This window comes from Dactylosporangium thailandense, assembly GCF_059739745.1.
On the sequence record NZ_AP029195.1, the window covers coordinates 12,349,800 to 12,369,878 of the forward strand.

The window sequence follows — 20,079 nt, forward strand, 5'->3', positions numbered from 1 at the left end:
GCCGCCCGGACCGATCGGGTTCAGTCCACCGCCGCGTGTCGGAAAACCGCCTCGATCGCTCGGGCGGTGTCGTCCCACCCGGTGAGCGTGGCCCGGCGGGCGAGCGCGGCGGTTCGGAGGCGCTCGCGCAGCGCCGCGTCGTCGAACCAGTTCCGCAGGGCGCCGGCCAGGGCGCCGGGATCGCCGGGCGGCACCAGCCAGCCGGGCGGCGCGGCGGCGCCGATCGCGTCCGGCAGCCCCTGCGCGGTCGTGGCCAGGACGGGGACCCCGCGGGCGAGGGCCTCGGCGGCGACCATCCCGTAGGTCTCGCCCAGCGACGGATGCACCAGCAGGTCCGCGGCCGTGTACAGGCCGCCGGCGGCGCGCGGGCCGGCCAGCTCGATGCGGGAGCCGAGCCCGAGCGCGTCGATGCGCTCGCGCAGCGTGGCGACGAAGCCCGGGTGGTGCTCGAGCGAGCCGGCGCAGACGCACGTCCAGGCCCGGTCGGCGACCCGCGCGAGGGCCTCGACCAGCACGTCGTGGCCCTTGTGGGCGCCGACCACGGCGACGCAGAGCAGCGACCCGGCGCCGCCCGAACCCTCCGCGAGTGGTGCGGGATCGACGCCCGGGGTCGCCACATGCACGGTTTCGGGGCTCAGACCGTACAACTCGATCACACGGCGACGGGTCCAGCCGCTGGTCGCGATGACCCCGCTCGCCGCGCGCAGCGCCCGGGCCTCGGAGGCTCGAAGCGCGTCGAAGGGCATGTGCACCAGCACGACCAGCCGCAGCCGGGCCGTGTGCGCCTCCAGCACCGCGGGCGCGCACGAGGCGATCAGGCCGTCGATCAGCACCGCGGAGCCGTCCGGAATCCCGGCGAGCAGGGTGCCGAGCGCCGCGAGCTCCCCGGCGCTCGGCTCCGGCCACGCACCGAACGCCGGCCGTTCGAGGACGGTCAACCGGTCGCAGATTTCGCGGTCGTACCGGTTGCCGCCGCTCGGCGAGCCGGGGTCGTCGATGTCGTTGGGCAGGACGAAGAAGATCACAGATCGCGCTCGTACGTGGCCCAGGCCACGTGGGACTCGCGCAGGGTCACGGACAGCCGCTCCAGTCCGGCCCCGCCCGCCCCCAGCGCCCCCGCGGCGACCCGCTCGGCCAGCCGGTCGGCGACCACCGCGGCGAGCATCTCGGTCGACGTGTTGACGCCGCTGAAGTCAGGCTCGTCGTCGAGGTTGCGGTAGTTGAACGCGGCCAGGACGTCCTTGAGCTGCTGCGACGCCAGCCCGATGTCCACCACCAGGTTGTCGGCGTCGAGCCGGCGGCGGAAGAAGGTCACGTCCACGACGTAGGTCGCGCCGTGCAGGCGCTGGGCGGGCCCGAAGACCTCGCCGCGGAAGCTGTGGGCGATCATCATGTGGTCACGGACGGTGAGGCTGTACACGCGGCATGCTCCTGTTCAGTAGGTGATCACGTGGCCGAGGGCCGGCAGCGTCCCGTCGGCGAGCCGGGGCAGCACCGCCGGCAGCTCGGCGAACGGGGACTCGCCGGTGATGAGGGCGTCGAAGGCGGGGTCCCGCAGCAGGCGCAGCGCCAGGGCCATCCGGTCGGCGTAGGTGCGGGTGGCGGCCCGGGCCGGCGAGACGGTGCCGACCTGGCTGCTGCGGATCGTGAGCCGGCCCGAGTGGAACGCCCCGCCCAGCGCGAGGGTGACCGGGCGGTCGCCGTACCAGCTCAGCTCCACCACCGTCCCCTCGGCGGCCAGCAGCCCGAGTGCCGTCTGCAGCCCCCGCTGCGACGCGCTCGCGTGGATCACGAGGTCGCGGCCCCCGGACGCCTCGTCCGGGCCGGCGAACGCGACCCCGAGCGCGTCCGCGACGGCCCGGCGGGACGGGTCGGTGTCGACCAGCTCGACCTCGGCCCCGGGCAGGCGGGCCAGCAGCGCGGCGACGCTGCAGCCGACCATCCCCGCGCCGACCACGCTCACCCGGTCGCCGATCAGCGGGGCCGCGTCCCACAGCGCGTTCACGGCCGTCTCCACGGTGCCGGCGAGCACGGCCCGGCGCGGCGGCACCCCCTCGGGCAGCGGCACCACCGACGCGCGCGGCACCACGTACTCGGTCTGGTGCGGGTACAGGCAGAACACCGTCCGGCCGCGCAGGTCCGCCGGGCCCGCCTCGACCACGCCGACGCTCAGATAGCCGTACTTCACCGGGAACGGAAAACCGCCCTCCTGGAACGGCGCGCGCATCGCCTCGTGCTGGTCGGCCGGCACCCGGCCGGCGAACACGAGGGTCTCGGTGCCGCGGCTCACGCCCGAGTACAACGTCCGGACCAGCACCTCGTCCTCGCCCGGCGCGGGCACCTCGACCGGGCGGATCTCGCCCCCCGACTCGGTGGTCCAGAACGCGTACGCCACTGGCATGCGAAAACTCCCTGGAATCGTGCAGATCGAACCGTCACGCCCGAATGCGCGTATGCACTGTCGGGTCCATGGTCAGCAAGCACAGCCTCGTACACGGAGCGACGATGCCGAAGGTTCGAACCGGTCCGGTCATTGGACTGATCTTCCATGTTGCCGTGCTCGGCGTCCTCTCGGAGACGGTCGGGCTGGGGACGGCGGGCTGGGCGGTCGGTCTCGCCGGCGGTCTGGTCGTCTCGATCGCGCTCGAGGCGGGCCTGCAGCGCTCCGGGGCCGAGGCCTTCGGCGCCGCGAACTGGGTGACGCTGACCCGGGCCGGGCTCGCCGGGGGTGTGGCCGCACTCACCGCCGACTCCTTCTCGCGGCCTGTGTCGGTCCCGGTGCTGTGCGTGCTCACCGCGGTCGCCCTCGCCCTGGACGCCGTGGACGGCAACGTCGCCCGGCGCACCGGCGGGGTCACCCCGCTCGGCGCGCGCTTCGACATGGAGACCGACGCCTGGCTGATCCTCGTGCTCAGCGCGTTCGTGGCCGAGTCCGTCGGGCCGTGGGTGCTCGCGATCGGGGCGATGCGCTACGTGATCGGGGTCGCCACGTGGCTCGTGCCCTGGCTGCGCGGGCCGGTTCCGCCCCGGTACTGGCGCAAGGTGGTCGCCGCGATGCAGGGCGTGACCCTCGCCGTCGCCGCGTCCGGGCTCCTGCCGCTCGCGGTCACGACCACCGTCGTGGCCATCTCGCTGCTGTTCCTCGTCGAGTCGTTCGGCTCCGAGGTGCTGTGGCGCTGGCGCCGGCAGTCGCTGCGGATCGCGGTGTCATCCTGATGTCCGTGCTGGCACCCGACGTCGAGGCCCCCGCGCCGCCGTCGCCCCCGGGGCGGTCCTGGCCGCGCACGGTCCTGGTGTGGGCGGGCACGCTGCTCGGGGCGGCGGTGGTGCTGTTCACGCTGGTCACGCCGGATCGGCTCACGCAGTACACCTTCGGGGCCTTCCTGCGGATCCCGATCGAGGGTCTGCTGCTTGTCGCGCTGTTCCTCGCCGTGCGCGGCCGGGCCCGGACCGTGGTGCTCTGGGCGGCCGGGATCCTGCTCGGCGCGCTGTTCATCGTCCGGCTGTTCAACCTCGGCTTCTACACCGCGCTCGCGCGCCCGTTCGACCCGGTGCTCGACTGGGTGCTGCTGGACCCGGCGTACGGCCTGGTCAAGTCCTCGCTCGGGGAACCGGCCGCGATCGTGATCACGGTCATCCTCGGCCTGGTCGTGCTCAGCGTGCCCGTGGTGATGACGCTCACGCTGCGCCGGCTCGCCCGCCTGGCCGTGCGGCACCAGGTGGCCACCACCCGCGGCACCGCGATCCTGGCCGCGGCCTGGGCGGTGTTCGCGGTCTTCGACGTGCAGGCCGCGAGCGGGGTGCCGGTCGCCTCCGACGGCGCCGTCGGCGCGCTCGGGACCCAGGTCTCGCTCGTGCGGCGCGACCTCGACGACGGCGAGAAGTTCGGCCGGCAGTCCCAGATCGACGCGTTCCGCGACGTGCCGGGCTCGCAGCTGCTCACCGCGTTGCGCGGCAAGGACGTGCTGCTCACGTTCGTGGAGAGCTACGGGCGCGACGCGGTGCAGAATCCGCAGTACGCGCCCCAGGTCAACGCGGTGCTCGACGACGGCACGAAGCGGCTGGCGGCGAAGGGCTTCCAGGCCCGCTCGGCGTTCCTGACCTCCCCGATCACCGGCGGCGGCAGCTGGATGGCGCACGAGACGCTGCTGTCGGGCCTGTGGGTCGACAACAACCAGCGCAGCTCGTCGCTGCTGGCCGGCGACCGGTTCACGCTCAACGCCGCGTTCCGCCGGGGCGGCTGGCACGTCGGCGGGATCATGCCGGCCAACGACCGCGACTGGCCCGAGGGCAAGTTCTTCCAGTACCACGACCTCTACGACTCGCGGAACATGGGCTACAAGGGCCCGAAGTTCAGCTACGTGCCCGTGCCCGACCAGTTCACGCTGGCGGCCTACCAGCGCCTGGAGCGCGCGCCGGGCCACCAGCCGACCTTCACGGAGATCCCGCTCGTCTCCAGCCACGCGCCCTGGACGCCGATTCCGCAGCTGGTCGGCTGGGACGAGGTCGGCGACGGCAGCGTCTACCGCTCGATGAGCACCGAGGGCGACCCGCCGGACTCCGTGATCCGCACCTCGGAGAAGATCCGCACGGCCTACCGCAACTCGATCGTGTACTCGCTGAGCTCGCTGATCTCCTACGTGGAGACCTACGGCGACGACAACCTCGTGGTCGTCTTCCTCGGCGACCACCAGCCGTCGCCGGTCATCGTCGGGGACACCGCGAGCCACGACGTGCCGATCACGATCGTCGCCCGCGACCCCGCCGTGCTCGCGAAGATCTCGGGCTGGGGCTGGCAGGACGGGCTGCGGCCCGCCGACGGCGCGCCAGTGTGGCGAATGGACCAGTTCCGCGACAAGTTCCTGACCGCCTACCGCTAGCGGCGCCTGCGTATCCTCGACGGATGCCGAAAGGAACGCGCCGCAACGCCGAGCCGGGGCGGATCGGGCCGTTCCCGGTGTGGGCGGTCATCGCGGTGGCGGTGGTCGTGCTGGTCGGGGCCGGAGTCGCCTACGCCGTGTCCGGGGGCGACGACTCCCCGTCGCCCGGGGCGGTGGCCTCCGAGGGCGGGTCGGCGCGCGCGAGCGCCGCGGCGCCGGCGTCGTCCGCCGCCGCGGGGTGCGCCGAGTCGGTGGTCGCCAAGCTGCCGCTCGAGCTGCAGGCGGCCCAGTTGCTCATGATCGGCACGCCGCTGAGCTCGCCGCTCGGGGCGACACAGACGCTGCAGAAGTACAAACTGGGCGGTATCTTCCTCGCCGGGCGCTCCTCGGCCTCGGCGGCCACGCTGCGCCAGCAGATCACCCAGCTCCAGGACGCGGCCCGGGCCGGCGGCGGGCTCGCGCTGCAGGTCGGCATCGACCAGGAGGGCGGCCAGGTCCAGACGCTCAAGGGCGACGACTTCCCGGCCATCCCGACCGCGGTCAGCCAGGGCCGCCTCGACGCCTCGACGCTGAACAGCCGCACCGCCGAGTGGGCCGGGCGGCTCAAGGGCATCGGGATCACCATCGACCTCGCGCCGGTCGCCGACGTGGTGCCCGCGGACGTGGGCAAGAGCAACCCGCCGATCGGGGGGTTCGAGCGGCAGTACGGCTCGACGCCCGGGCCCGTCGCCGAGGACGTGGCCACGGTGGTGACCGCGATCCAGGGCGCGGGCGTGCAGACCACGCTCAAGCACTTTCCCGGCCTGGGCCGCGTGCGCGTGAACACCGACACCACGACGGGCGCGCGCGACGACCTGACGACCGCGGACGACGCGTCGCTGGAGCCGTTCGCGAGCGGCATCAAGGCCGGGTCGGCCGCGGTGATGATCTCCTCGGCGACGTACCCGAAGCTCGACGCGAAGAACGTCGCCGCGTTCTCGGCGCCGATCGTGACCGACCTGCTGCGGGGGAAGCTCGGCTTCGACGGGCTCGTGATGTCGGACGACCTCGGCGCGGCGGTCGCGGTGTCCTCGGTCCCGGTGGGGCAGCGGGCCGTGAAGTTCGTGCAGGCCGGCGGGGACATGCCGCTGAGCGTGCGGCTCTCCGACGCCGGGCCGATGACGGATGCGCTCGTCGCCGCGGCGAAGGCCGACCCGGCGTTCGCCCAGCGCGTGACCCAGTCCGCGACCCGCGTGGTGCGCAGCAAGGTCCGGGCCGGGCTCGTGACCTGCGGCTAGCCCGGGTCATCCGGTTCGCAGGACGCTCCGGCCGCGGACCCGCGGCGACCCTGGATCCCGAAGACGTCACTCGCGTCGGAAGGACCGATTCCCATGGCCAGGGCAGTAGGCATCGACCTCGGGACGACCAACTCGGTGATCGCCGCGTTCGAGGGCGGGACGCCGACCGTGATCCCCAACGCCGAGGGCAGCCGGACCACGCCATCGGTGGTCGCGTACACGCCGGGCGGCGAGCGGCTCGTCGGGCATCTGGCGCGGCGCCAGGCGGCGCTCAACCCCGAAGGCACCATCACCTCCGCGAAACGGTTCATCGGGCGGCGCTTCGACGAGATCCCCGAGGAGGCCGCGACCGTCACCTACACGGTCGTGCCCGGCCCCGAGGGAGCGGTCCGGTTCGACGTGCGCGGACGGCGGATCTCACCGGAGGAGGTCTCCGCCCAGGTCCTGCGCAAGCTCGCCGACGACGCCGCGAAGTACCTCGGCGAGAAGGTCACCGAGGCCGTGATCACGGTGCCCGCCTACTTCAACGACGCGCAGCGCCAGGCCACCAAGGACGCGGGCCGCATCGCCGGGCTCGAGGTCCTGCGCATCATCAACGAGCCGACCGCGGCGGCGCTCGCCTACGGCCTGGACAGGCAGGGCCACGAGACCGTCCTGGTCTTCGACCTCGGCGGCGGCACCTTCGACGTGAGCATCCTCGACGTCGGCGAGGGCGTGGTCGAGGTGCGCGCGACGGCCGGCGACACCCACCTCGGCGGCGACAACTTCGACCACCGGCTCGTCGACCACCTCGCCGAGGAGTTCCGCCGCGACGAGGGCATCGACCTGCGCCGCGACCCGCAGGCCCTGCAGCGGCTCATCGAGGCCGCCGAGCGGGCCAAGATCGAGCTGTCGACGGTGCCCCAGACCACCGTGAACCTGCCGTTCATCACCGCCGACGCGAACGGCCCGAAGCACCTCACGACGACCGTCACCCGGGCCGTGTTCGAGGAGCTCACCCACGACCTGCTGGAGCGCACCCTCGCCCCGGTGCGCCAGGCGATGAGCGACGCCAGGGTGGGGGAGGGCGACCTCGACGAGGTGATCCTCGTCGGCGGCGCGACCCGCATGCCGGCCGTGCAGGCCCTGGTCCGGCGGCTCACCGGCGGCAAGGACCCGAACATGAGCGTCAACCCGGACGAGGTCGTCGCGCTCGGCGCCGCGATCCAGTCCGGGGTGCTCAAGGGCGACGTGCGTGATGTCGTCCTGCTCGACGTGACCCCGCTCTCGCTCGGCGTGGAGACCCTCGGCGGTCTCATGACCCGCGTGATCGAGCGCAACACGACCATCCCGACCCGGCGCACCGAGACGTTCACGACCGCCGAGGACAACCAGCCCGCGGTCGAGGTCGTGGTGCTGCAGGGCGAGCGGGAGCGGGCCTGCGACAACCGGGTGCTGGGCCGGCTGCGGCTCGAGCACATCCGCCCGGCGCCGCGCGGAGGGCCGCAGATCGAGGTGACGTACGACATCGACGCCAACGGCATCCTGCAGGTCTCGGCGCGGGACCGCGACACCGGCGGCGAGCAGCAGATCACCATCACCGAGAGCGGCACCCTGGACCAGGCCGAGGTGGAGCGCATGGTGCAAGAGGCCGAGCGCTTCCGCGGCGAGGACGAGCGCACGCGCCGCTCGGTGGAGGCGCGCAACGAGCTCGACGGGGCCGGCTACCAGGTGCGCCGCCTGCTGACCGAGCGCGAGGTCCCCTCGCACGAGCGCGAGCGGGCACAGCTGCTGCTGGAGGAGGCCCGATCCGCCGGCGACGACGACGTGCCGCGGGTGACCGAGGACCTGCGCCAGATGGTGTACGCGCACAGCGGCGGCCCCGCGACCTCCTCGGCCACCGCGGAAGAAGACGTCGTCGACGCCGAGTTCTCGTGAGTGGTCGTGATGGATGACGTCGACTGGCAGGAGCGGTGGCGGCGGGCCGCGGCCGATGCCGACAACGCGCGGAAGCGGTGCGATCGGCTGGTCGCCGAGCGCACCGCGGCCGAGCGGGCCCGGTGCACGGCCGCGTGGCTGCCGCTGCTCGACGACCTCGACCTGGCGCTCGAGCACGCCGGCGCCGACCCGGCCACGATCGTCGCCGGCGTCGAGCGGGTGCGCGACGAGGGCCGGGCGGTGCTGGGCCGCCTGGGCTTCGAGCCGCTCGGCGCGCCCGGCGAGGTCTTCGACCCGGCCCGGCACGAGGTGACCGAGGCGGTCGCGGGCGGCCCGGGCGGCGCCGGCATCGTGGTGCGGGTGATCCGCCCCGGCTACGGCGGCCCGGACGGCCTGCTGCGCCCCGCGGCCGTGGCCGTCGCCGTCTCGGGGAGCGACCCCGGGACGGACCCGGGCGAGGACCCGGGAGCGGAACGGCCCGACGATGGCGCGTGACTTCTACGCGGTGCTCGGGGTGCCGAAGACCGCGACGGGCGAGGAGATCCAGCGGGCGTACCGCACCCTGGCCCGCCGCAGCCACCCCGACGTGAACAAGGAGCCGGGCGCGGAGGATCACTTCAAGGAGATCACCGAGGCGTACCGGGCGCTCTCGGACCCGTCGCTGCGCCGCGAGTACGACGCCCGGGCCTCGGTCCCGAGCGGCGGCGGTTTCCGCGGCGGCCCCGGCGGCGGGTTTCAGGACTTCGCGGACTTCGAGGACCTGTTCGGCTTCGGGGCGGTGCGGGGAGCCGACGCCGAGGCGACGATCACGATCACGCTCGAGGACTCGTACCGCGGCGGCCACCGCACCGTCACGCTGCCCGACGGCACCCGGCTCGGGGTCACGATCCCGCGCGGCGTCGCCGACGGGCAGCGCCTGCGGCTCGCCGGGCAGGGCGCGGGCGGCCTCGGCGGCGGGCCCCGCGGCGACCTGCACCTCGTGGTGCGCTTCGCGCCGGACCCACGGTACACAGTGGACGGTCGTGACCTCACCGTCCGGCTCCCCGTCGCCCCGTGGGAGGCGGCCCTCGGCGCGAAGGTCCCGCTGCGCACGCCGGCGGGCGAGGTGCTCCTCGACGTGCCGCGGGGTTCCTCGTCCGGCCGCCGCCTGCGCCTGCGGGGCCAGGGCCTGCCGGGCGCGCGCCCCGGTGACCTCTACGCCGAGGTGCGCGTGATGGTCCCGCCCGACCCGACACCCCAGGAGCGCCGGCTGTTCGAGGAGCTGGCGCGCGCATCGGCCTACGACCCGCGGAGCGCCTCATGACCCTGGCCATCGTGCACACGACGAGACAGACCGCTCGCGTCCGCTCGCTGGAGGCGTTCGCGGCCGCGGCCGGCGTGCATCCGCGCCTGGTGGCCCGGTTCGTGGCCCTGGGCCTGCTGGATCCGGTGCCGGGGGCCGGCGGGGCGCCCGAGTTTCCGGACGCCCAGCTGGCCCGCCTCGCCCGCATCCGCCGCCTGCACGCCGAGCTGCCGCTGAACTACGCCGCGCTGGGTGTCGTGCTGGACCTGCTCGCCCGCATCGAAGAGCTCGAGGCGCAGCTGCGCCACGCGCACCTGGACCGGCCCGGCCGCGGGTCTGAGCCGGCCTAGTCGAGGCCCGGTCGAGGCCTGGTCGAGGCCTAGTCGAGGTCGACGACCTCGCGGCCCAGGGGCCAGAACGCGGCCGGCACGAGCTTGAAGTGCGCGATGCCGAACGGGATGCCGATGATGGTGACGCACAGGGTGATGCCGGCCGAGATGTGGGTCAGCGCGAGCCACCAGCCGGCGAGCACCACCCACAGCACGTTGGCGAGGCCGGTCACCACGCCGGAGCCGCCGGGCTTGGCCTGCACCGTCCGGCCGAACGGCCACAGGGAGTACACCGCCAGCCGCCACGACGCGATCGCGAACGGGATCGTCACCACGAGCACGAGGCAGATGAGCGCGGCCAGCGCGTAGCCGAGGAACAGCACGAACCCGCCGCCGAAGATGACCCACAGGACGTTGAGGACAAAGCGAATCACTCCTCGATCATGACGTACCGTCGCCACCGCGCACAAAGTCAGGCGGTCCAGAAGGACTCGGGCAACGCCTCCACCTGCCGGGCGGCCGTCTCCAGGTCCTCGGTCATCGGCAGGTTCCGGACGAACACCGGGTCGCCGGTCGCCGCCAGCCGGCGCAGCACCTCGGCGTTGCGCCGCACTCGGGCGGCCACCGTGACGCCGAACGCCCGGCGGTCGCCCTCGTAGCCGTACGCGTCGAGCAGCCGGTGCAGCCGCCGCGCACGATCCTCGAACGCGGTGAAGCCGACGGCCCGGGCGATGTGCTCGGCGTGCAGCGGCACCCACCACAACGCCGCGAACGCGAGGTCGAACTCGCGGCTCGACGGCCCCGTGACCTCCCAGTCGACGAAGGCGATCCGGCCCTCGTTCCAGACCGCGTTGTAGGGCCCGGCGTCCTGGTGGCCGATGACGAGACCCGGCCGCCAGGAGGCGCCCGACATCCACACGGCGCCGGCGGGCGGGACCCAGCCCTCGGTGGCGTCGTGGAGCCCGCGCAGCCAGGCGCCCACGAGGTCGAGCGTCGTCTCGTCGAACACCCACGGGGCCCACGGCGTGACGTTGCCGATGGTCTCCCCGGGCAGGTACGTCAGCACCTCGCGGCCCTGGTCGTCGAGGCCGCGGGGCCGGGGCGCGCCCTCGAACCCGGCCGCCTCCAGGTGGGCGAGCACCGCCTGGACGGCCGGGGTCCACGGCCGGGCCGGTTTTCGGATCGTGTCCCCGAGGCGTTGCGCACCGGTCGTCCGGCCGCCTTCGAGATGCTCGGGCTTTTCAGGTTCCGTCATCGGCCGGACGCTACTCGCGGGCCGCCGAACCCCCGCGCGATTTTCCGCGCCGCCGGCCGCCGGTGCGGCCTTCGTGGCAGTTTTCCGATCGGATTTCCGACTCGACTAAGGATCCTTTGTTGCCGTACGGAAAGGTCAACGCAAGGTGATCATGACGGCGCGGAATGTGAATTTCCACGCAGCCTCGGGCGGTATGCGCTCAGTGATCCACACCTATACACTTCGCAGCGACATTTATCACATTGACTCCCGTGGTCGGATTGCATTCGGCCCCATCAGAGCCTTGGAGAGCGCGCCGCGATGCGTCCTTCCGCTACACCCGTGCCCGCAATCCGGAACATCTCCACTGTGGACGGTGGGGTCCGGTGACGACGCAAGGTCTCACTCGCCGCAAGATGAGCGGCGGGGGTGTGTGGCTCTTCCAGGTCGGCGCGAGCTCGCCGATGGCGGTGCTCGCCGGCGGTATCGTCGCCACCTACGCGGCCACCGGACTCGTCGCCACGCCGCTGACGTTCCCGCTGCTCGGCGTCATGCTCGGGCTCCTCGCGGTCGGATACGTGGCCATGTCGCGCACGGTGCCGCACGCCGCCCCGGCCTACGCGCTGCTCGCCCACGCCTTCGGGCCGGTGGCCGGGCTCGCCGGCGGGGCGCTCGCGCTGGTGTTCTACTCGGCGATCCAGATGAGTCTGTACGGCCTGATCGGCGTCACGATCGCGGGCCTGATCGGCGGATCGTGGCTGATCTGGGCCGGGGTCATCTGGCTCGTCGTCGCCATCTGCGGGCTGCTGCACGTCTCGCTGTCGGCGTTCGTCGTCGGCAGCGTGCTCTGCGTCGAGCTCGCGGTCATCACGCTGTTCGACATCGCGAGCTTCACGCACCCGTTCGGCGGCTCGATCACCGCGGCGCCGATCACCCTCAGCGGCCTGTGGGCGCCCGGCATCGGCGGTGCCTTCGCGCTCGGCATCGCGGCGTTCATCGGCTTCGACACCGCCCCGGCGTACTCCGAGGAGGTCCGCACCAGCCGGAGCATCGGCCGCTCCACGCTGGCCGCGGTGCTCTTCATGGCCCTGTTCTACGGGGTCTCGGCCTGGGCGCTCGCGGTGGCCGTCGGCGACCGGCAGATCGCGGCGACCGCCGCCAACCCGGACTCGGGCCTGCCGTTCTCGCTGTTCGACCAGTGGTACGGCAGCGGCCTGAGCCTGCTCGCCACGCTCCTGCTCGTCACGAGCGTGACGGTGGCCATGCTGTCCTTCCACAACACGATCGCGCGCTACCTCTTCGCCATGGCCCGCGAGGGCGTGCTGCCGGCGTGGCTGGCCCGCACCGGCACCAGCGGCCGGGCCCAGGGCGCGCCGACCGGCGGCTCGCTCGTGCAGAGCGTCTCGGCCCTGCTCGTCGTCGGCGTCTTCGCCGCGGCCGGGGCGGACCCGATCGGCGTCATCTTCACCTGGTTCTCCGCGGCCGGCGCCGTGGGCATCCTGGTCATGCTCGTGCTCATCTCGACGGGCGCGATCCGCTTCTACCGCCGCGGCGGCGGGAGCGCCGAGGGCCTGTTCGTCACTACGGTGCTGCCCTCGCTCGGGGTGGTCGGCGGCCTGGTCGTGCTCGCGATCATGGTGTCGCACCTGTCCTCGCTGCTGCAGATCGCCGAGAGCTCGCCGCTGCAGGCCATCATCCCGGCCGTGGTGCTGCTGACGGTCGTCGTCGGCGTGGTGTGGGGCTTCGCGCTGCGGGCCCGCAAGGCGCCGGTGCTCGCCGAGGTCGGCAAGGGCCGGCCGGACCCGCTGCGGGTGCTCGACCAGCGGCTGCAGGACCTCGATGTCTGACCCGCGCATCAGCCCCTCGCCGTCCTCCTCCCCGGTGCCCTGGTGGGCGCTCGAGCGCACGAGCGAGGGGCAGACACCGCCGCCGGGCTTCTCGCCCGAGCCCGAGACCCGCGCGCCCGGCCCGCGGCACATGCAGAGCGTGCCGGCCGGCCCCGAGTCGGTACCGTTGCCACCGCCGCCGAACGTGGACATCACGCCGACGTATCGGGGCGCGGTCGTGGCGCGGCTGCGGCGCTTCTCGTTCCTGCACGCGCGGCACGCCTGGGAGCGTCGCCGCCGCGACCCGCTCGCCCCGCACGGGGTGGCCCTGTTCTACAGCGAGCCGGACGGCCGGTTGTACGACCAGCTGCGCACGGCCACCCGGATCTTCCTCGCCGACGACGAGGCCGCCTCCCTGCCGCACCTGCTGTACGGGATGGCCCAGCACGCCCGCGAGGGCTACACCGCCGATCCGCGCTTCGACCCGCGGACCGCCATGTGCAACAAGACCGACTCGATGTCGGGCCACGCCGTGTTCGCCGGCATCGGGGTCGTCACGCTCGACACGCAGTACGGCGACTGGGCCACCGCCCAGCGCACGGCGCGCAGCGAGGCCGATCTGCCGGGCCGCTGCTACGCCCGGCTCATCGACGGCACGATGCTGGTGCTCGACCGCGGCGGGGAGCAGCAGTTCAACGCGCTCACCGTGGACTGCTCGGTGCGGGACGGCAACACGCAGTACGGCACCCCGAGCATGCACTGGCGCTGGAACCCGGCGCTGGCCGAGACGCCCGAGTCCGACCCCATCTACCACGTGTGGCGGTGGATGGGCGAGATCGGCCGGATCGTCGACCACGGGTCGCGGCCGCGATGACCCCGGGGTTGCCGGGCGACCCGACGGTGGCGGGCCGGCTGGACCAGCTGCACGCCGACCTGCTCCAGCACCGCGACTACGACCTCGGCTTCCCCGGCGCGACCGACCTGCCGGACGTGAGCGCCCTGGTGCCGTTCGAGCGCCTGCTGCTCAACAACGTCGGGCACCCGTTCGCGCCCGGCGGCGCGTACCGCCTGCACACCAAGCACCTCGAGTACGAGGTGATCGGGTTCCTGGCGGACCTGTTCGGGGCGCCGCTGGACAACCGGCACGGGTACGTCACCACCGGCAGCACCGAGAGCACCCACTGGGCGCTGTGGCAGGCGCGGCGGCAGCTCGCGGCCGCGACCGTCTACTGCTCCTCGGCGGCGCACTACAGCGTGGCCAAGGCCGCCGAGCTGCTGCGGTTGCGGCTGCGCGAGATCCCGGCCGACGAGCGCGGGGAGATGCGGTACGACCTGCTCCACGCGGCGGTGAGCCGGGACTCGCGGCACCGGCGCGGCACGGGCGTCATCGTGGTGGCCTCGATCGGCACGACGATGACCGAGGCGGTGGACGACATCGCCCGCATCGGCGCGGCCCTCGACGCCGCCGGGGTCGAGCCGCATCGGCGCTGGGTCCACGCCGACGCCGCGCTGGCGGGCGTGCCGCTGGCCCTGGACGAGTCCGTCGGCCGCCCCGCGTTCACGTTCACCGACGGCGCTCACAGCATCGCCGTCAGCGGGCACAAGTTCCTGGCGGTGCCGTTCCCGTGCGGGGTGGTCGTGGCGCTCGCCGACCGGCACACGGGCCGGGGCGACATCACGTACACGGCCGCGCCCGACAGCACCATCACCGGCTCGCGCTCGGGGCACGCGCCGCTGTGGCTGTGGTACCTGCTGCGGCACTGGGGCCCGGCCGGCCTGCGGGCGCGGGCGGAGGGGGCGCGGGCGCTGGCGCGGTACACCGAGCAGCAGCTGCGCGGCGTCGGCTGGCCGGCCTGGCGCGCCCAGCCGCGGGCCTTCACCGTGGTGTTCCCGCGCCCGCCGCAGCCGCTGCTGGACCGGTGGCCGCTCGCGACCGACGAGCGCGGCAACGCCCACGTCGTGCTGATGCCCGGCGTCCCGCCCGAACGCGTCGACCGCTTCGTCGCCGACGTGCGCGAGACCGTCGCCGCCGCGTCCGGGCTGGTGCCGGGCGCCCTGGCGAGCTGAGCGGGCGGCGGCCCGCTCCTCACTCGTCCAGCCAGGTGATCGTGCGGCGCTCGGGCCGCGGGGCGAGCGGCTCGAAGATCGGGCGCGGCGCGGGTCGCGGGACCGGCGGGCGGGGCGGCTCCGGCGGGGGATCGCTGCACCAGGGCGCGGCGGTCTCGAACTCGAACCCGTCGATCGGCACCGGCTCGACCCGGATCGTGGTGACGGCCGGCGCCGGCTCTCGCAGCGGCCGTATCGACAGCTGCGGTGCCGGCGGCTCCGGCTCGTGCCGCGCCTGCGGCTCGGGGTCGTGCCGCGCCGGCGCCGGGTTCGGGGGCGGCTTGGGCGGGATCGGGGGCGGCGGGCGGCTGAACAGCCCGGCGGCGGTCTCGCGGTTGGCGTAACGATCCCCGGCGGCCCTGGGCCCGGGGTCGCGGTCCGCGTCCTCGGCGCGTTTGCTGAATCGGACCACGTGCGGCACCTCCTCACCCCGGTGTACGCGGCGGAGGCGGCCCGGGATCAGCCCGGTTCGACCAGTCGGCGGGCGTAGTTGGCCATCGATCGCTGGTAGCGCGGCAGGTGCGCGGCGAGCGCCGCGACCGCCACCGACACGGCCTCCCGCTCGCGGCCCGTGTCGGCCAGGCACAGGGCGAGGGTCGCGCTGATCGCGTCGGCCAGCCCGCGCGTCGCCTCGTCGAGCCCGGCCGGGTCGAGGGCCCGCTCGGCCTCCAGCAGGGCCACTGCCGTGCCGGCCTGCCCGATGTTGCGCAGCGAGCTGGACATCTGGATCACCGCGCGGCGCCGCCGGTAGCCGGTGAGGCCGTGCTCGAGGGCGAAGCGGTAGAGGGGCACGGCCCGGTCGGAGTGCCCGGTCGAGTCCCAGGCACCGGCCCGCTCGAAGGCCGCGACCGGATCGTCCGCGGGCAGTTCGTCCGCGAGCTCGTCGATCAGCGCGCGGAACGCGTCCTCGCGGCCCTCGTATTCGTCGATCGCCGCCCAGGCCTCGCCGACCCGCCGCTCCCAGTCGCTCACGCCGGTTCGGCCGGGGCCGCCGCGGGGTCGAGCGTGGCGCGCAGCCGGCCCAGCCACTGCGCGAACGCCTCGACGCCGTCGAACGTGCGGGTGGCGACCTCGAGCAGGTCCGGCGGCGTCTCCGGGCCGTGGGTCACCACCAGCGCGTGGCCGCCGCCGGCGACCGCCGCGCGCAGGGCCGGCAGGTCGCCGAGGTCGTCGCCGGCGTAGACGACGCGGGCCAGCCCGAGCCGGTCGACCAGCCGGGTCAGCGCGGTGCCCTTGTCCTGCCGGACGGGCGGGATCAGCTCCACGACGAGCTTGCCGGGCTCCGCCACCAGGCCGGTGCGGCCGGAGATCTCGCGCAGGGCCGCCGCCACGGCCTCGGCCGCCGCCGTCCGGTCCGGGGCCAGCCGCCAGTGCACCGCGACCGAGACGGCCTTGTCCTCGACCTTGACGCCGTCGGCGTCGTCGAACGTCCGGTGCAGCTCCGCGCTCGCCTCGTGCACCGCGGGAAGCCAGGCCTCGATGGCCGGCTCGGTGTGGGTGACGCCGTCGCGCAGTTCCTCGAGGCCGTAGGAGCCCAGCAGCGCCACGCCGTCGATCGGCGCCCGGTCGCGCAGGAACGCCAGGGGCCGGCCCGAGATCAGGGCGACGAGGTCGAGGCGCCGGGCGAGCCCGGCGAGCTGGTCGGCCGTGCCGTCGAGCAGACGGCTCGAGGCCGGGTCGGTGACGATCGGTGAGAGCACCCCGTCGAAGTCCATCACGAGCCCGGCGCGCCCGGGCGCCGCGGTCAGGAGCTCGATCGTGGCGTCCGGCTCCGTCATCTGGACCTCACATCCGTCGGTCGCCATCGCGCCATTTTAGATCGCTTTCGTGTCCAGGAGGGGCACGGCGGCATCGGTGGCGTGCAGCAGATCGGTGAGTTCGGCCACCCGGGCCGCGACGTCCGTCAGGTGGGCGTTGCGGCCGAAGGAGCGCGGCCGGGGGATATCGACCGTGATGATGCGCTGCACCCGGCCCGGGCGGCTGCTCAGCACCGCCACGCGGTCGGCCAGCAGCACCGCCTCCTGGATCGAGTGGGTCACGAAGACCGTGGTCGGGCGCATCTCCATGTGCACCTGCTGCAGCTGCCCCGCCAGCTCCTCCCGGGTGAGGGCGTCCAGGGCCGAGAAGGGCTCGTCCATGAGCAGGACGCTCGGGCGCTGGATGAGGGCGCGGCACAGGGCCACGCGCTGCTGCATGCCGCCCGAGAGCTCGTGGGGCAGGCGCCGGTGGAAGCCGGCCAGGCCGACCGCGTCCAGCAGGGACTGCGCGCGGGCGCGATCGGGCGGGCGGACCCGGCCGCGCAGCTCCAGCGGCAGCAGGACGTTGCCGAGCACCGAGCGCCACGGCAGCAGGGCCGGGCGCTGGAACATCAGGGCGACGTCGGGGCGGGGGCGGGTGACCGGGGCCGCGCCGATGGCGACGCGGCCCTCGGTCGGCGCCAGCAGGCCGGCCACGAGCCGCAGCAGGGTCGACTTGCCGCAGCCCGAGCGGCCGATGACGGCCAGGAACTCGCCGGCCGCCACGGTCAGGTCGATCGCGCGCAGCGCCTCGACGTCGCCGGAGCGGGTGCGGAAGACCCGGGACACCCCGTCCAGCTCGATCATGACCCCTCCGGAGAGAACCTAGGCGGCGATCGCGCGGGCCCAGGGCAGCAGCAGCCGCTCCAGGCCCACGACGAGGTAGAACAGCGCGATGCTCAGGACCGCCAGCAGGGTGATGGCGGCGAACGCGAGCGGGGTGTCCAGCGAGGTGCCGGAGAGCACGACGACCGCGCCGAGCCCGCCGTTGGGGCTGCTGATCTCCGCGACGACGGCGCCGATGACGGCAAGCGAGATGCCGAGCTTGAGCCCCACGAACACCTGGGGGAGGGCCCAGGGCAGGCGCACCTTGAGGTACGCCTGCCACCACGACGCCGACAGTGAGGTGGCCAGCTCGCCGAGGTCAGCCGGGGTCGACGACAGCCCGGCGGCCGCCGACACCACGATCGGGAAGAAGCTGATGAGCACGATCATCACGATCTTCGGGCCGGGGCCGTAGCCGAGCCACACGATCAGCAGCGGCGCGAGGGCCACCTTCGGGATCGAGTTCAGGGCGACGAGCAGCGGCAGGGTGGCCCGTTCGACCGCCCGGGACATGGTCAGCAGCATCGCGATGAGCAGGCCCGCGACCAGCGCGATCAGGAACCCCAGGGCCGTCTCGCGCAGCGTCGCCCCGGCCTCGGTGAGCAGGTACCGCGGCTGCGCGCGAAACGCCGAGACGACATCCGGGGGCGAGGGCAGGAAGAAGGACCGGATGCCGAAGAGCGCGGTCGCACCCCACCACAGCCCGACGGCCACCGCCGCCCCGGCGAGGGGCAGCGACAGTCCGGCCCATCGCGAGCTCATGACCCGTCCGGTCGCCGGCCGATGGTCGAGTACGTGAAATGGCTCCGGACGACCAGGCGGGGATCCCGCACGGCGGAGTACAGCTGCCGGATCCGCTCCGGCGTGAACCCCGCGGCGACGAAGTCCTCGCGCAGCTGGGCCACGTTGACCGCGATCAGCACCGCCCCCGGGCTGCCCCCGGGCCAGGAGGCGGCGTTGATGACGGTGTCGACCCCGGTCAGCCCGTGCGCGAGCATCGTGGCGTGCACCCGCGCGGCCCAGGTGGGGTCGTTGCCGCGGGCCGGGAGCACCCGGTTCACGAGGACGTCGCGGTACTCCTCGATGAGCTCCGCCGTCTCGCGGTCCGGCGCGGCGAGGCACAGGTTGCCGAACTCCGTCGCCCAGTCCTCGATCACCAGAGCCCCGCCCGGGGCCAGCTCGGCCGCGAGCCGTTCGAGGATCGCCTCGCGCTCGGGGATGTGCAGCAGCACGAGCCGGGCGTGGATGACGTCCCACGGCCCGTCCGGCACCGGCTCGCGCACCAGGTCGTGCCGCAGCACCCGGAACCCGGCGTCGAGCGGCAGGTGCCGCACGTTGAGATCGGTGGCCAGCACGTCCGCGCCCCGCTCGGCGAGCCAGCGGGCGACGCTGCCGCCGCCCGCCCCGACCTCGAGGCAGCGCCGCCCGGCCAGGTCGCCGAGCGAGCCGAGGCGCTCGAAGGTGAGCGGGTCGAGGATGTCCGACAGGTGACTGTGCCGGCCGACGGACTCGGGGTCGTCGTTGTCGAACGAGTAGCGCGACGGGCCGGGGTCGATGGAGGTGCTCACGGCTCAGGCCTTCGGGGTGAGCGAGAAGTCGACGACCGCGTCCGGGGTCAGGCCGGCCGGGATGAGCTCGGCGGCCTGCAGCGTGGCGATCGCCCGGGCGACCCGCTCCTGCTCCATCACGCCGATCGCGCTGCCGGAGCTGACGTACGGCGTCATGAGCGTGATCTCGCCGACGGCGGCGGTGACGTCCGCGGCCGGCTGCGCCTTCTTGAGGATCTGCGCGGCCTCGTCGGGGTGCTCGATCGTGTACTTGAGCGCCTTGAGGCAGGCGTCGCGGAACCGGCGGGCGAGGTCCGGGCTGTCCTTGGCGATCTTCGCGGTGGTGATGATGCCGTTGCCGTACAGGTCGCCGAGGTACTTGCTGTAGGGCAGCACGACGGCCTTCTTGCCGCCGGCCGCCTTCTCGATGCCCTTGGAGCCGATGAGGAACGTGCTCAGCGCCTGGACCTGGCCGCCGGCCAGCAGCGCGGGGAGCTGGGCGGGCTGGGCGTTGACCCACTGGATCTTGCTCGGGTCGATGCCGGCCAGCTTGGCGTAGCCCGGGAACAGCAGCTGGTTCACCGAGCCGGTGGCGGCGCCGAGCTTCTTGCCCTCGAGGTCCTTGGGCGCGGAGATGCCGGAGCCCTCCAGCGCGATGATGGACACGAGGGTCTGCTGGTGGATCGCGGCGATCGTGCGGAAGTCCTTGTAGTCGCCCTTGCCCGCGAGGATCCAGGCGCCGATCAGGTCCAGGTTGGCGAACTGCGCCTGCCCGGAGGCGAGGCCCTTGAGATTCTCGCCCGTCGCCGCGCCGAGCTGGATGGTGACGTCGAGGCCGGCCTCCTTGAAGTACCCCTTGTCCTGGGCCACCCAGGCGAACGCGTCGCGGCCGACCGCGCCGAACGCCGTCAGGTAGGTGACCTTGTCCGCCGGCTTTCCCGCGCCGGCCGCCGCGGGCTGCGGCTGCGAATCCGATGAGCACCCCGCCGCGCCGATCATGACGACGGCGAGCGCCGACACGAGCAATGTGCGATAACGCCTCACTGCCTGGACCCCCAAA

Annotated in this window: 22 protein-coding genes; 10 read left to right on the forward strand and 12 right to left on the reverse strand. The window is 73.8% G+C overall.

Translation table 11 applies throughout. The annotated features are described in order from the left end of the window. Positions 1 to 20: 20 nt before the first annotated feature. The 3 genes from AC6JBM_RS55745 to AC6JBM_RS55755 are packed head-to-tail and all read right to left on the reverse strand — an operon-like array spanning position 21 to position 2,401. On the reverse strand, positions 21 to 1,022 hold the full coding sequence (locus AC6JBM_RS55745; RefSeq protein WP_497986754.1) for a glycosyltransferase family 4 protein: 1,002 nt from the start codon (positions 1,020 to 1,022) through the stop codon (positions 21 to 23). Then, positions 1,022 to 1,420 (reverse strand): 6-pyruvoyl trahydropterin synthase family protein, encoded by a 399-nt coding sequence (locus AC6JBM_RS55750; RefSeq protein WP_497981499.1) that lies wholly within the window; start codon positions 1,418 to 1,420, stop codon positions 1,022 to 1,024. The genes AC6JBM_RS55745 and AC6JBM_RS55750 overlap by 1 nt, the downstream gene beginning before the upstream one ends. Before the next feature lie 15 nt (positions 1,421 to 1,435). Then, positions 1,436 to 2,401 (reverse strand): zinc-dependent alcohol dehydrogenase, encoded by a 966-nt coding sequence (locus AC6JBM_RS55755; protein WP_497981500.1) that lies wholly within the window; start codon positions 2,399 to 2,401, stop codon positions 1,436 to 1,438. A 104-nt stretch (positions 2,402 to 2,505) separates the two neighbouring features. Here AC6JBM_RS55755 and AC6JBM_RS55760 point away from each other — a divergent pair, with 104 nt between their 5' ends. The 7 genes from AC6JBM_RS55760 (at position 2,506) to AC6JBM_RS55790 (ending at position 9,706) form a co-directional block, all read left to right on the forward strand. Beyond that, entirely contained in the window at positions 2,506 to 3,216 is a 711-nt protein-coding gene (locus tag AC6JBM_RS55760; protein ID WP_497981501.1) for a CDP-alcohol phosphatidyltransferase family protein, read from the forward strand. Next, positions 3,216 to 4,880: a sulfatase-like hydrolase/transferase gene (locus AC6JBM_RS55765; RefSeq protein ID WP_497981502.1), complete on the forward strand. Its 1,665-nt coding sequence runs from the start codon at positions 3,216 to 3,218 to the stop codon at positions 4,878 to 4,880. The genes AC6JBM_RS55760 and AC6JBM_RS55765 overlap by 1 nt, the downstream gene beginning before the upstream one ends. 23 nt (positions 4,881 to 4,903) lie before the next feature. Continuing rightward, positions 4,904 to 6,157 carry a glycoside hydrolase family 3 N-terminal domain-containing protein gene (locus AC6JBM_RS55770; protein ID WP_497981503.1) on the forward strand — a complete coding sequence of 418 codons (1,254 nt, stop codon included), beginning with the start codon at positions 4,904 to 4,906 and terminating at the stop codon, positions 6,155 to 6,157. Positions 6,158 to 6,250: 93 nt separating this feature from the next. Next, positions 6,251 to 8,074 (forward strand): molecular chaperone DnaK, encoded by a 1,824-nt coding sequence (dnaK, locus tag AC6JBM_RS55775; protein WP_497981504.1) that lies wholly within the window; start codon positions 6,251 to 6,253, stop codon positions 8,072 to 8,074. Between the two features lie 9 nt (positions 8,075 to 8,083). Then, positions 8,084 to 8,569 carry a nucleotide exchange factor GrpE gene (locus AC6JBM_RS55780; protein WP_497981505.1) on the forward strand — a complete coding sequence of 162 codons (486 nt, stop codon included), beginning with the start codon at positions 8,084 to 8,086 and terminating at the stop codon, positions 8,567 to 8,569. After that, positions 8,559 to 9,377: a DnaJ C-terminal domain-containing protein gene (locus AC6JBM_RS55785; protein WP_497981506.1), complete on the forward strand. Its 819-nt coding sequence runs from the start codon at positions 8,559 to 8,561 to the stop codon at positions 9,375 to 9,377. The genes AC6JBM_RS55780 and AC6JBM_RS55785 overlap by 11 nt, the downstream gene beginning before the upstream one ends. After that, the gene (locus AC6JBM_RS55790) at positions 9,374 to 9,706 is read left to right on the forward strand and encodes a chaperone modulator CbpM (protein WP_497981507.1); all 333 of its coding nucleotides are present in this window, start codon (positions 9,374 to 9,376) and stop codon (positions 9,704 to 9,706) included. Before AC6JBM_RS55785 ends, AC6JBM_RS55790 begins: the two co-directional genes overlap by 4 nt. A 29-nt stretch (positions 9,707 to 9,735) precedes the next feature. On the opposite strand, the gene AC6JBM_RS55795 is transcribed toward AC6JBM_RS55790, so the two are convergent. Further along, complete coding sequence (locus AC6JBM_RS55795; RefSeq protein ID WP_350621272.1) at positions 9,736 to 10,119, reverse strand: YccF domain-containing protein; 384 nt, start codon at positions 10,117 to 10,119, stop codon at positions 9,736 to 9,738. A 38-nt stretch (positions 10,120 to 10,157) separates the two neighbouring features. Then, positions 10,158 to 10,940 carry a protein kinase family protein gene (locus tag AC6JBM_RS55800; RefSeq protein WP_497981508.1) on the reverse strand — a complete coding sequence of 261 codons (783 nt, stop codon included), beginning with the start codon at positions 10,938 to 10,940 and terminating at the stop codon, positions 10,158 to 10,160. Positions 10,941 to 11,305: 365 nt separating this feature from the next. Here AC6JBM_RS55800 and AC6JBM_RS55805 point away from each other — a divergent pair, with 365 nt between their 5' ends. Genes AC6JBM_RS55805 through AC6JBM_RS55815 form a run of 3 tightly spaced genes read left to right on the forward strand, consistent with a single transcriptional unit; the run spans position 11,306 to position 14,812 of the window. After that, positions 11,306 to 12,766, forward strand: coding sequence for an APC family permease (locus tag AC6JBM_RS55805; RefSeq protein ID WP_497981509.1), 1,461 nt, complete (start codon positions 11,306 to 11,308; stop codon positions 12,764 to 12,766). Beyond that, the gene (locus AC6JBM_RS55810) at positions 12,759 to 13,619 is read left to right on the forward strand and encodes a hypothetical protein (RefSeq protein ID WP_497981510.1); all 861 of its coding nucleotides are present in this window, start codon (positions 12,759 to 12,761) and stop codon (positions 13,617 to 13,619) included. Before AC6JBM_RS55805 ends, AC6JBM_RS55810 begins: the two co-directional genes overlap by 8 nt. Beyond that, positions 13,616 to 14,812, forward strand: a complete 1,197-nt coding sequence (locus AC6JBM_RS55815; protein ID WP_497981511.1) for a pyridoxal-dependent decarboxylase — start codon at positions 13,616 to 13,618, stop codon at positions 14,810 to 14,812. Before AC6JBM_RS55810 ends, AC6JBM_RS55815 begins: the two co-directional genes overlap by 4 nt. Before the next feature lie 19 nt (positions 14,813 to 14,831). Here the strand turns inward: AC6JBM_RS55815 and AC6JBM_RS55820 are convergent, their stop codons facing one another. From AC6JBM_RS55820 to AC6JBM_RS55850, 7 genes are read right to left on the reverse strand one after another with little or no spacing between them, the layout of a single operon-like run. Beyond that, the gene (locus AC6JBM_RS55820; RefSeq protein ID WP_497981512.1) at positions 14,832 to 15,263 is read right to left on the reverse strand and encodes a hypothetical protein; all 432 of its coding nucleotides are present in this window, start codon (positions 15,261 to 15,263) and stop codon (positions 14,832 to 14,834) included. A gap of 47 nt (positions 15,264 to 15,310) precedes the next feature. Then, a complete protein-coding gene (locus tag AC6JBM_RS55825; RefSeq protein WP_497981513.1) occupies positions 15,311 to 15,823 on the reverse strand; it encodes a tetratricopeptide repeat protein in 513 nt (170 codons plus the stop codon). Continuing rightward, on the reverse strand, positions 15,820 to 16,656 hold the full coding sequence (gene otsB, locus AC6JBM_RS55830) for a trehalose-phosphatase (RefSeq protein WP_497981514.1): 837 nt from the start codon (positions 16,654 to 16,656) through the stop codon (positions 15,820 to 15,822). Before otsB ends, AC6JBM_RS55825 begins: the two co-directional genes overlap by 4 nt. A gap of 9 nt (positions 16,657 to 16,665) precedes the next feature. Then, complete coding sequence (locus AC6JBM_RS55835) at positions 16,666 to 17,454, reverse strand: ABC transporter ATP-binding protein (RefSeq protein ID WP_497981515.1); 789 nt, start codon at positions 17,452 to 17,454, stop codon at positions 16,666 to 16,668. Between the two features lie 18 nt (positions 17,455 to 17,472). Beyond that, positions 17,473 to 18,234, reverse strand: a complete 762-nt coding sequence (locus AC6JBM_RS55840; RefSeq protein ID WP_497981516.1) for an ABC transporter permease — start codon at positions 18,232 to 18,234, stop codon at positions 17,473 to 17,475. Continuing rightward, a complete protein-coding gene (locus AC6JBM_RS55845; protein ID WP_497981517.1) occupies positions 18,231 to 19,040 on the reverse strand; it encodes a class I SAM-dependent methyltransferase in 810 nt (269 codons plus the stop codon). The genes AC6JBM_RS55840 and AC6JBM_RS55845 overlap by 4 nt, the downstream gene beginning before the upstream one ends. Positions 19,041 to 19,043: 3 nt before the next feature. Beyond that, positions 19,044 to 20,063, reverse strand: a complete 1,020-nt coding sequence (locus AC6JBM_RS55850) for an ABC transporter substrate-binding protein (protein ID WP_497981518.1) — start codon at positions 20,061 to 20,063, stop codon at positions 19,044 to 19,046. Positions 20,064 to 20,079 lie beyond the last annotated feature (16 nt).

Coding starts and splice junctions, on each gene's coding strand:
- AC6JBM_RS55755 (WP_497981500.1), bottom strand. CDS start 2,401: ATGCCAGTGGCGTACGCGTTCTGGACCACCGAGTCGGGGGGCGAGATC.
- AC6JBM_RS55760 (WP_497981501.1), top strand. CDS start 2,506: ATGCCGAAGGTTCGAACCGGTCCGGTCATTGGACTGATCTTCCATGTT.
- AC6JBM_RS55765 (WP_497981502.1), top strand. CDS start 3,216: ATGTCCGTGCTGGCACCCGACGTCGAGGCCCCCGCGCCGCCGTCGCCC.
- AC6JBM_RS55770 (WP_497981503.1), top strand. CDS start 4,904: ATGCCGAAAGGAACGCGCCGCAACGCCGAGCCGGGGCGGATCGGGCCG.
- dnaK (WP_497981504.1), top strand. CDS start 6,251: ATGGCCAGGGCAGTAGGCATCGACCTCGGGACGACCAACTCGGTGATC.
- AC6JBM_RS55780 (WP_497981505.1), top strand. CDS start 8,084: ATGGATGACGTCGACTGGCAGGAGCGGTGGCGGCGGGCCGCGGCCGAT.
- AC6JBM_RS55785 (WP_497981506.1), top strand. CDS start 8,559: ATGGCGCGTGACTTCTACGCGGTGCTCGGGGTGCCGAAGACCGCGACG.
- AC6JBM_RS55790 (WP_497981507.1), top strand. CDS start 9,374: ATGACCCTGGCCATCGTGCACACGACGAGACAGACCGCTCGCGTCCGC.
- AC6JBM_RS55800 (WP_497981508.1), bottom strand. CDS start 10,940: ATGACGGAACCTGAAAAGCCCGAGCATCTCGAAGGCGGCCGGACGACC.
- AC6JBM_RS55810 (WP_497981510.1), top strand. CDS start 12,759: ATGTCTGACCCGCGCATCAGCCCCTCGCCGTCCTCCTCCCCGGTGCCC.
- AC6JBM_RS55815 (WP_497981511.1), top strand. CDS start 13,616: ATGACCCCGGGGTTGCCGGGCGACCCGACGGTGGCGGGCCGGCTGGAC.
- otsB (WP_497981514.1), bottom strand. CDS start 16,656: ATGGCGACCGACGGATGTGAGGTCCAGATGACGGAGCCGGACGCCACG.
- AC6JBM_RS55835 (WP_497981515.1), bottom strand. CDS start 17,454: ATGATCGAGCTGGACGGGGTGTCCCGGGTCTTCCGCACCCGCTCCGGC.
- AC6JBM_RS55840 (WP_497981516.1), bottom strand. CDS start 18,234: ATGAGCTCGCGATGGGCCGGACTGTCGCTGCCCCTCGCCGGGGCGGCG.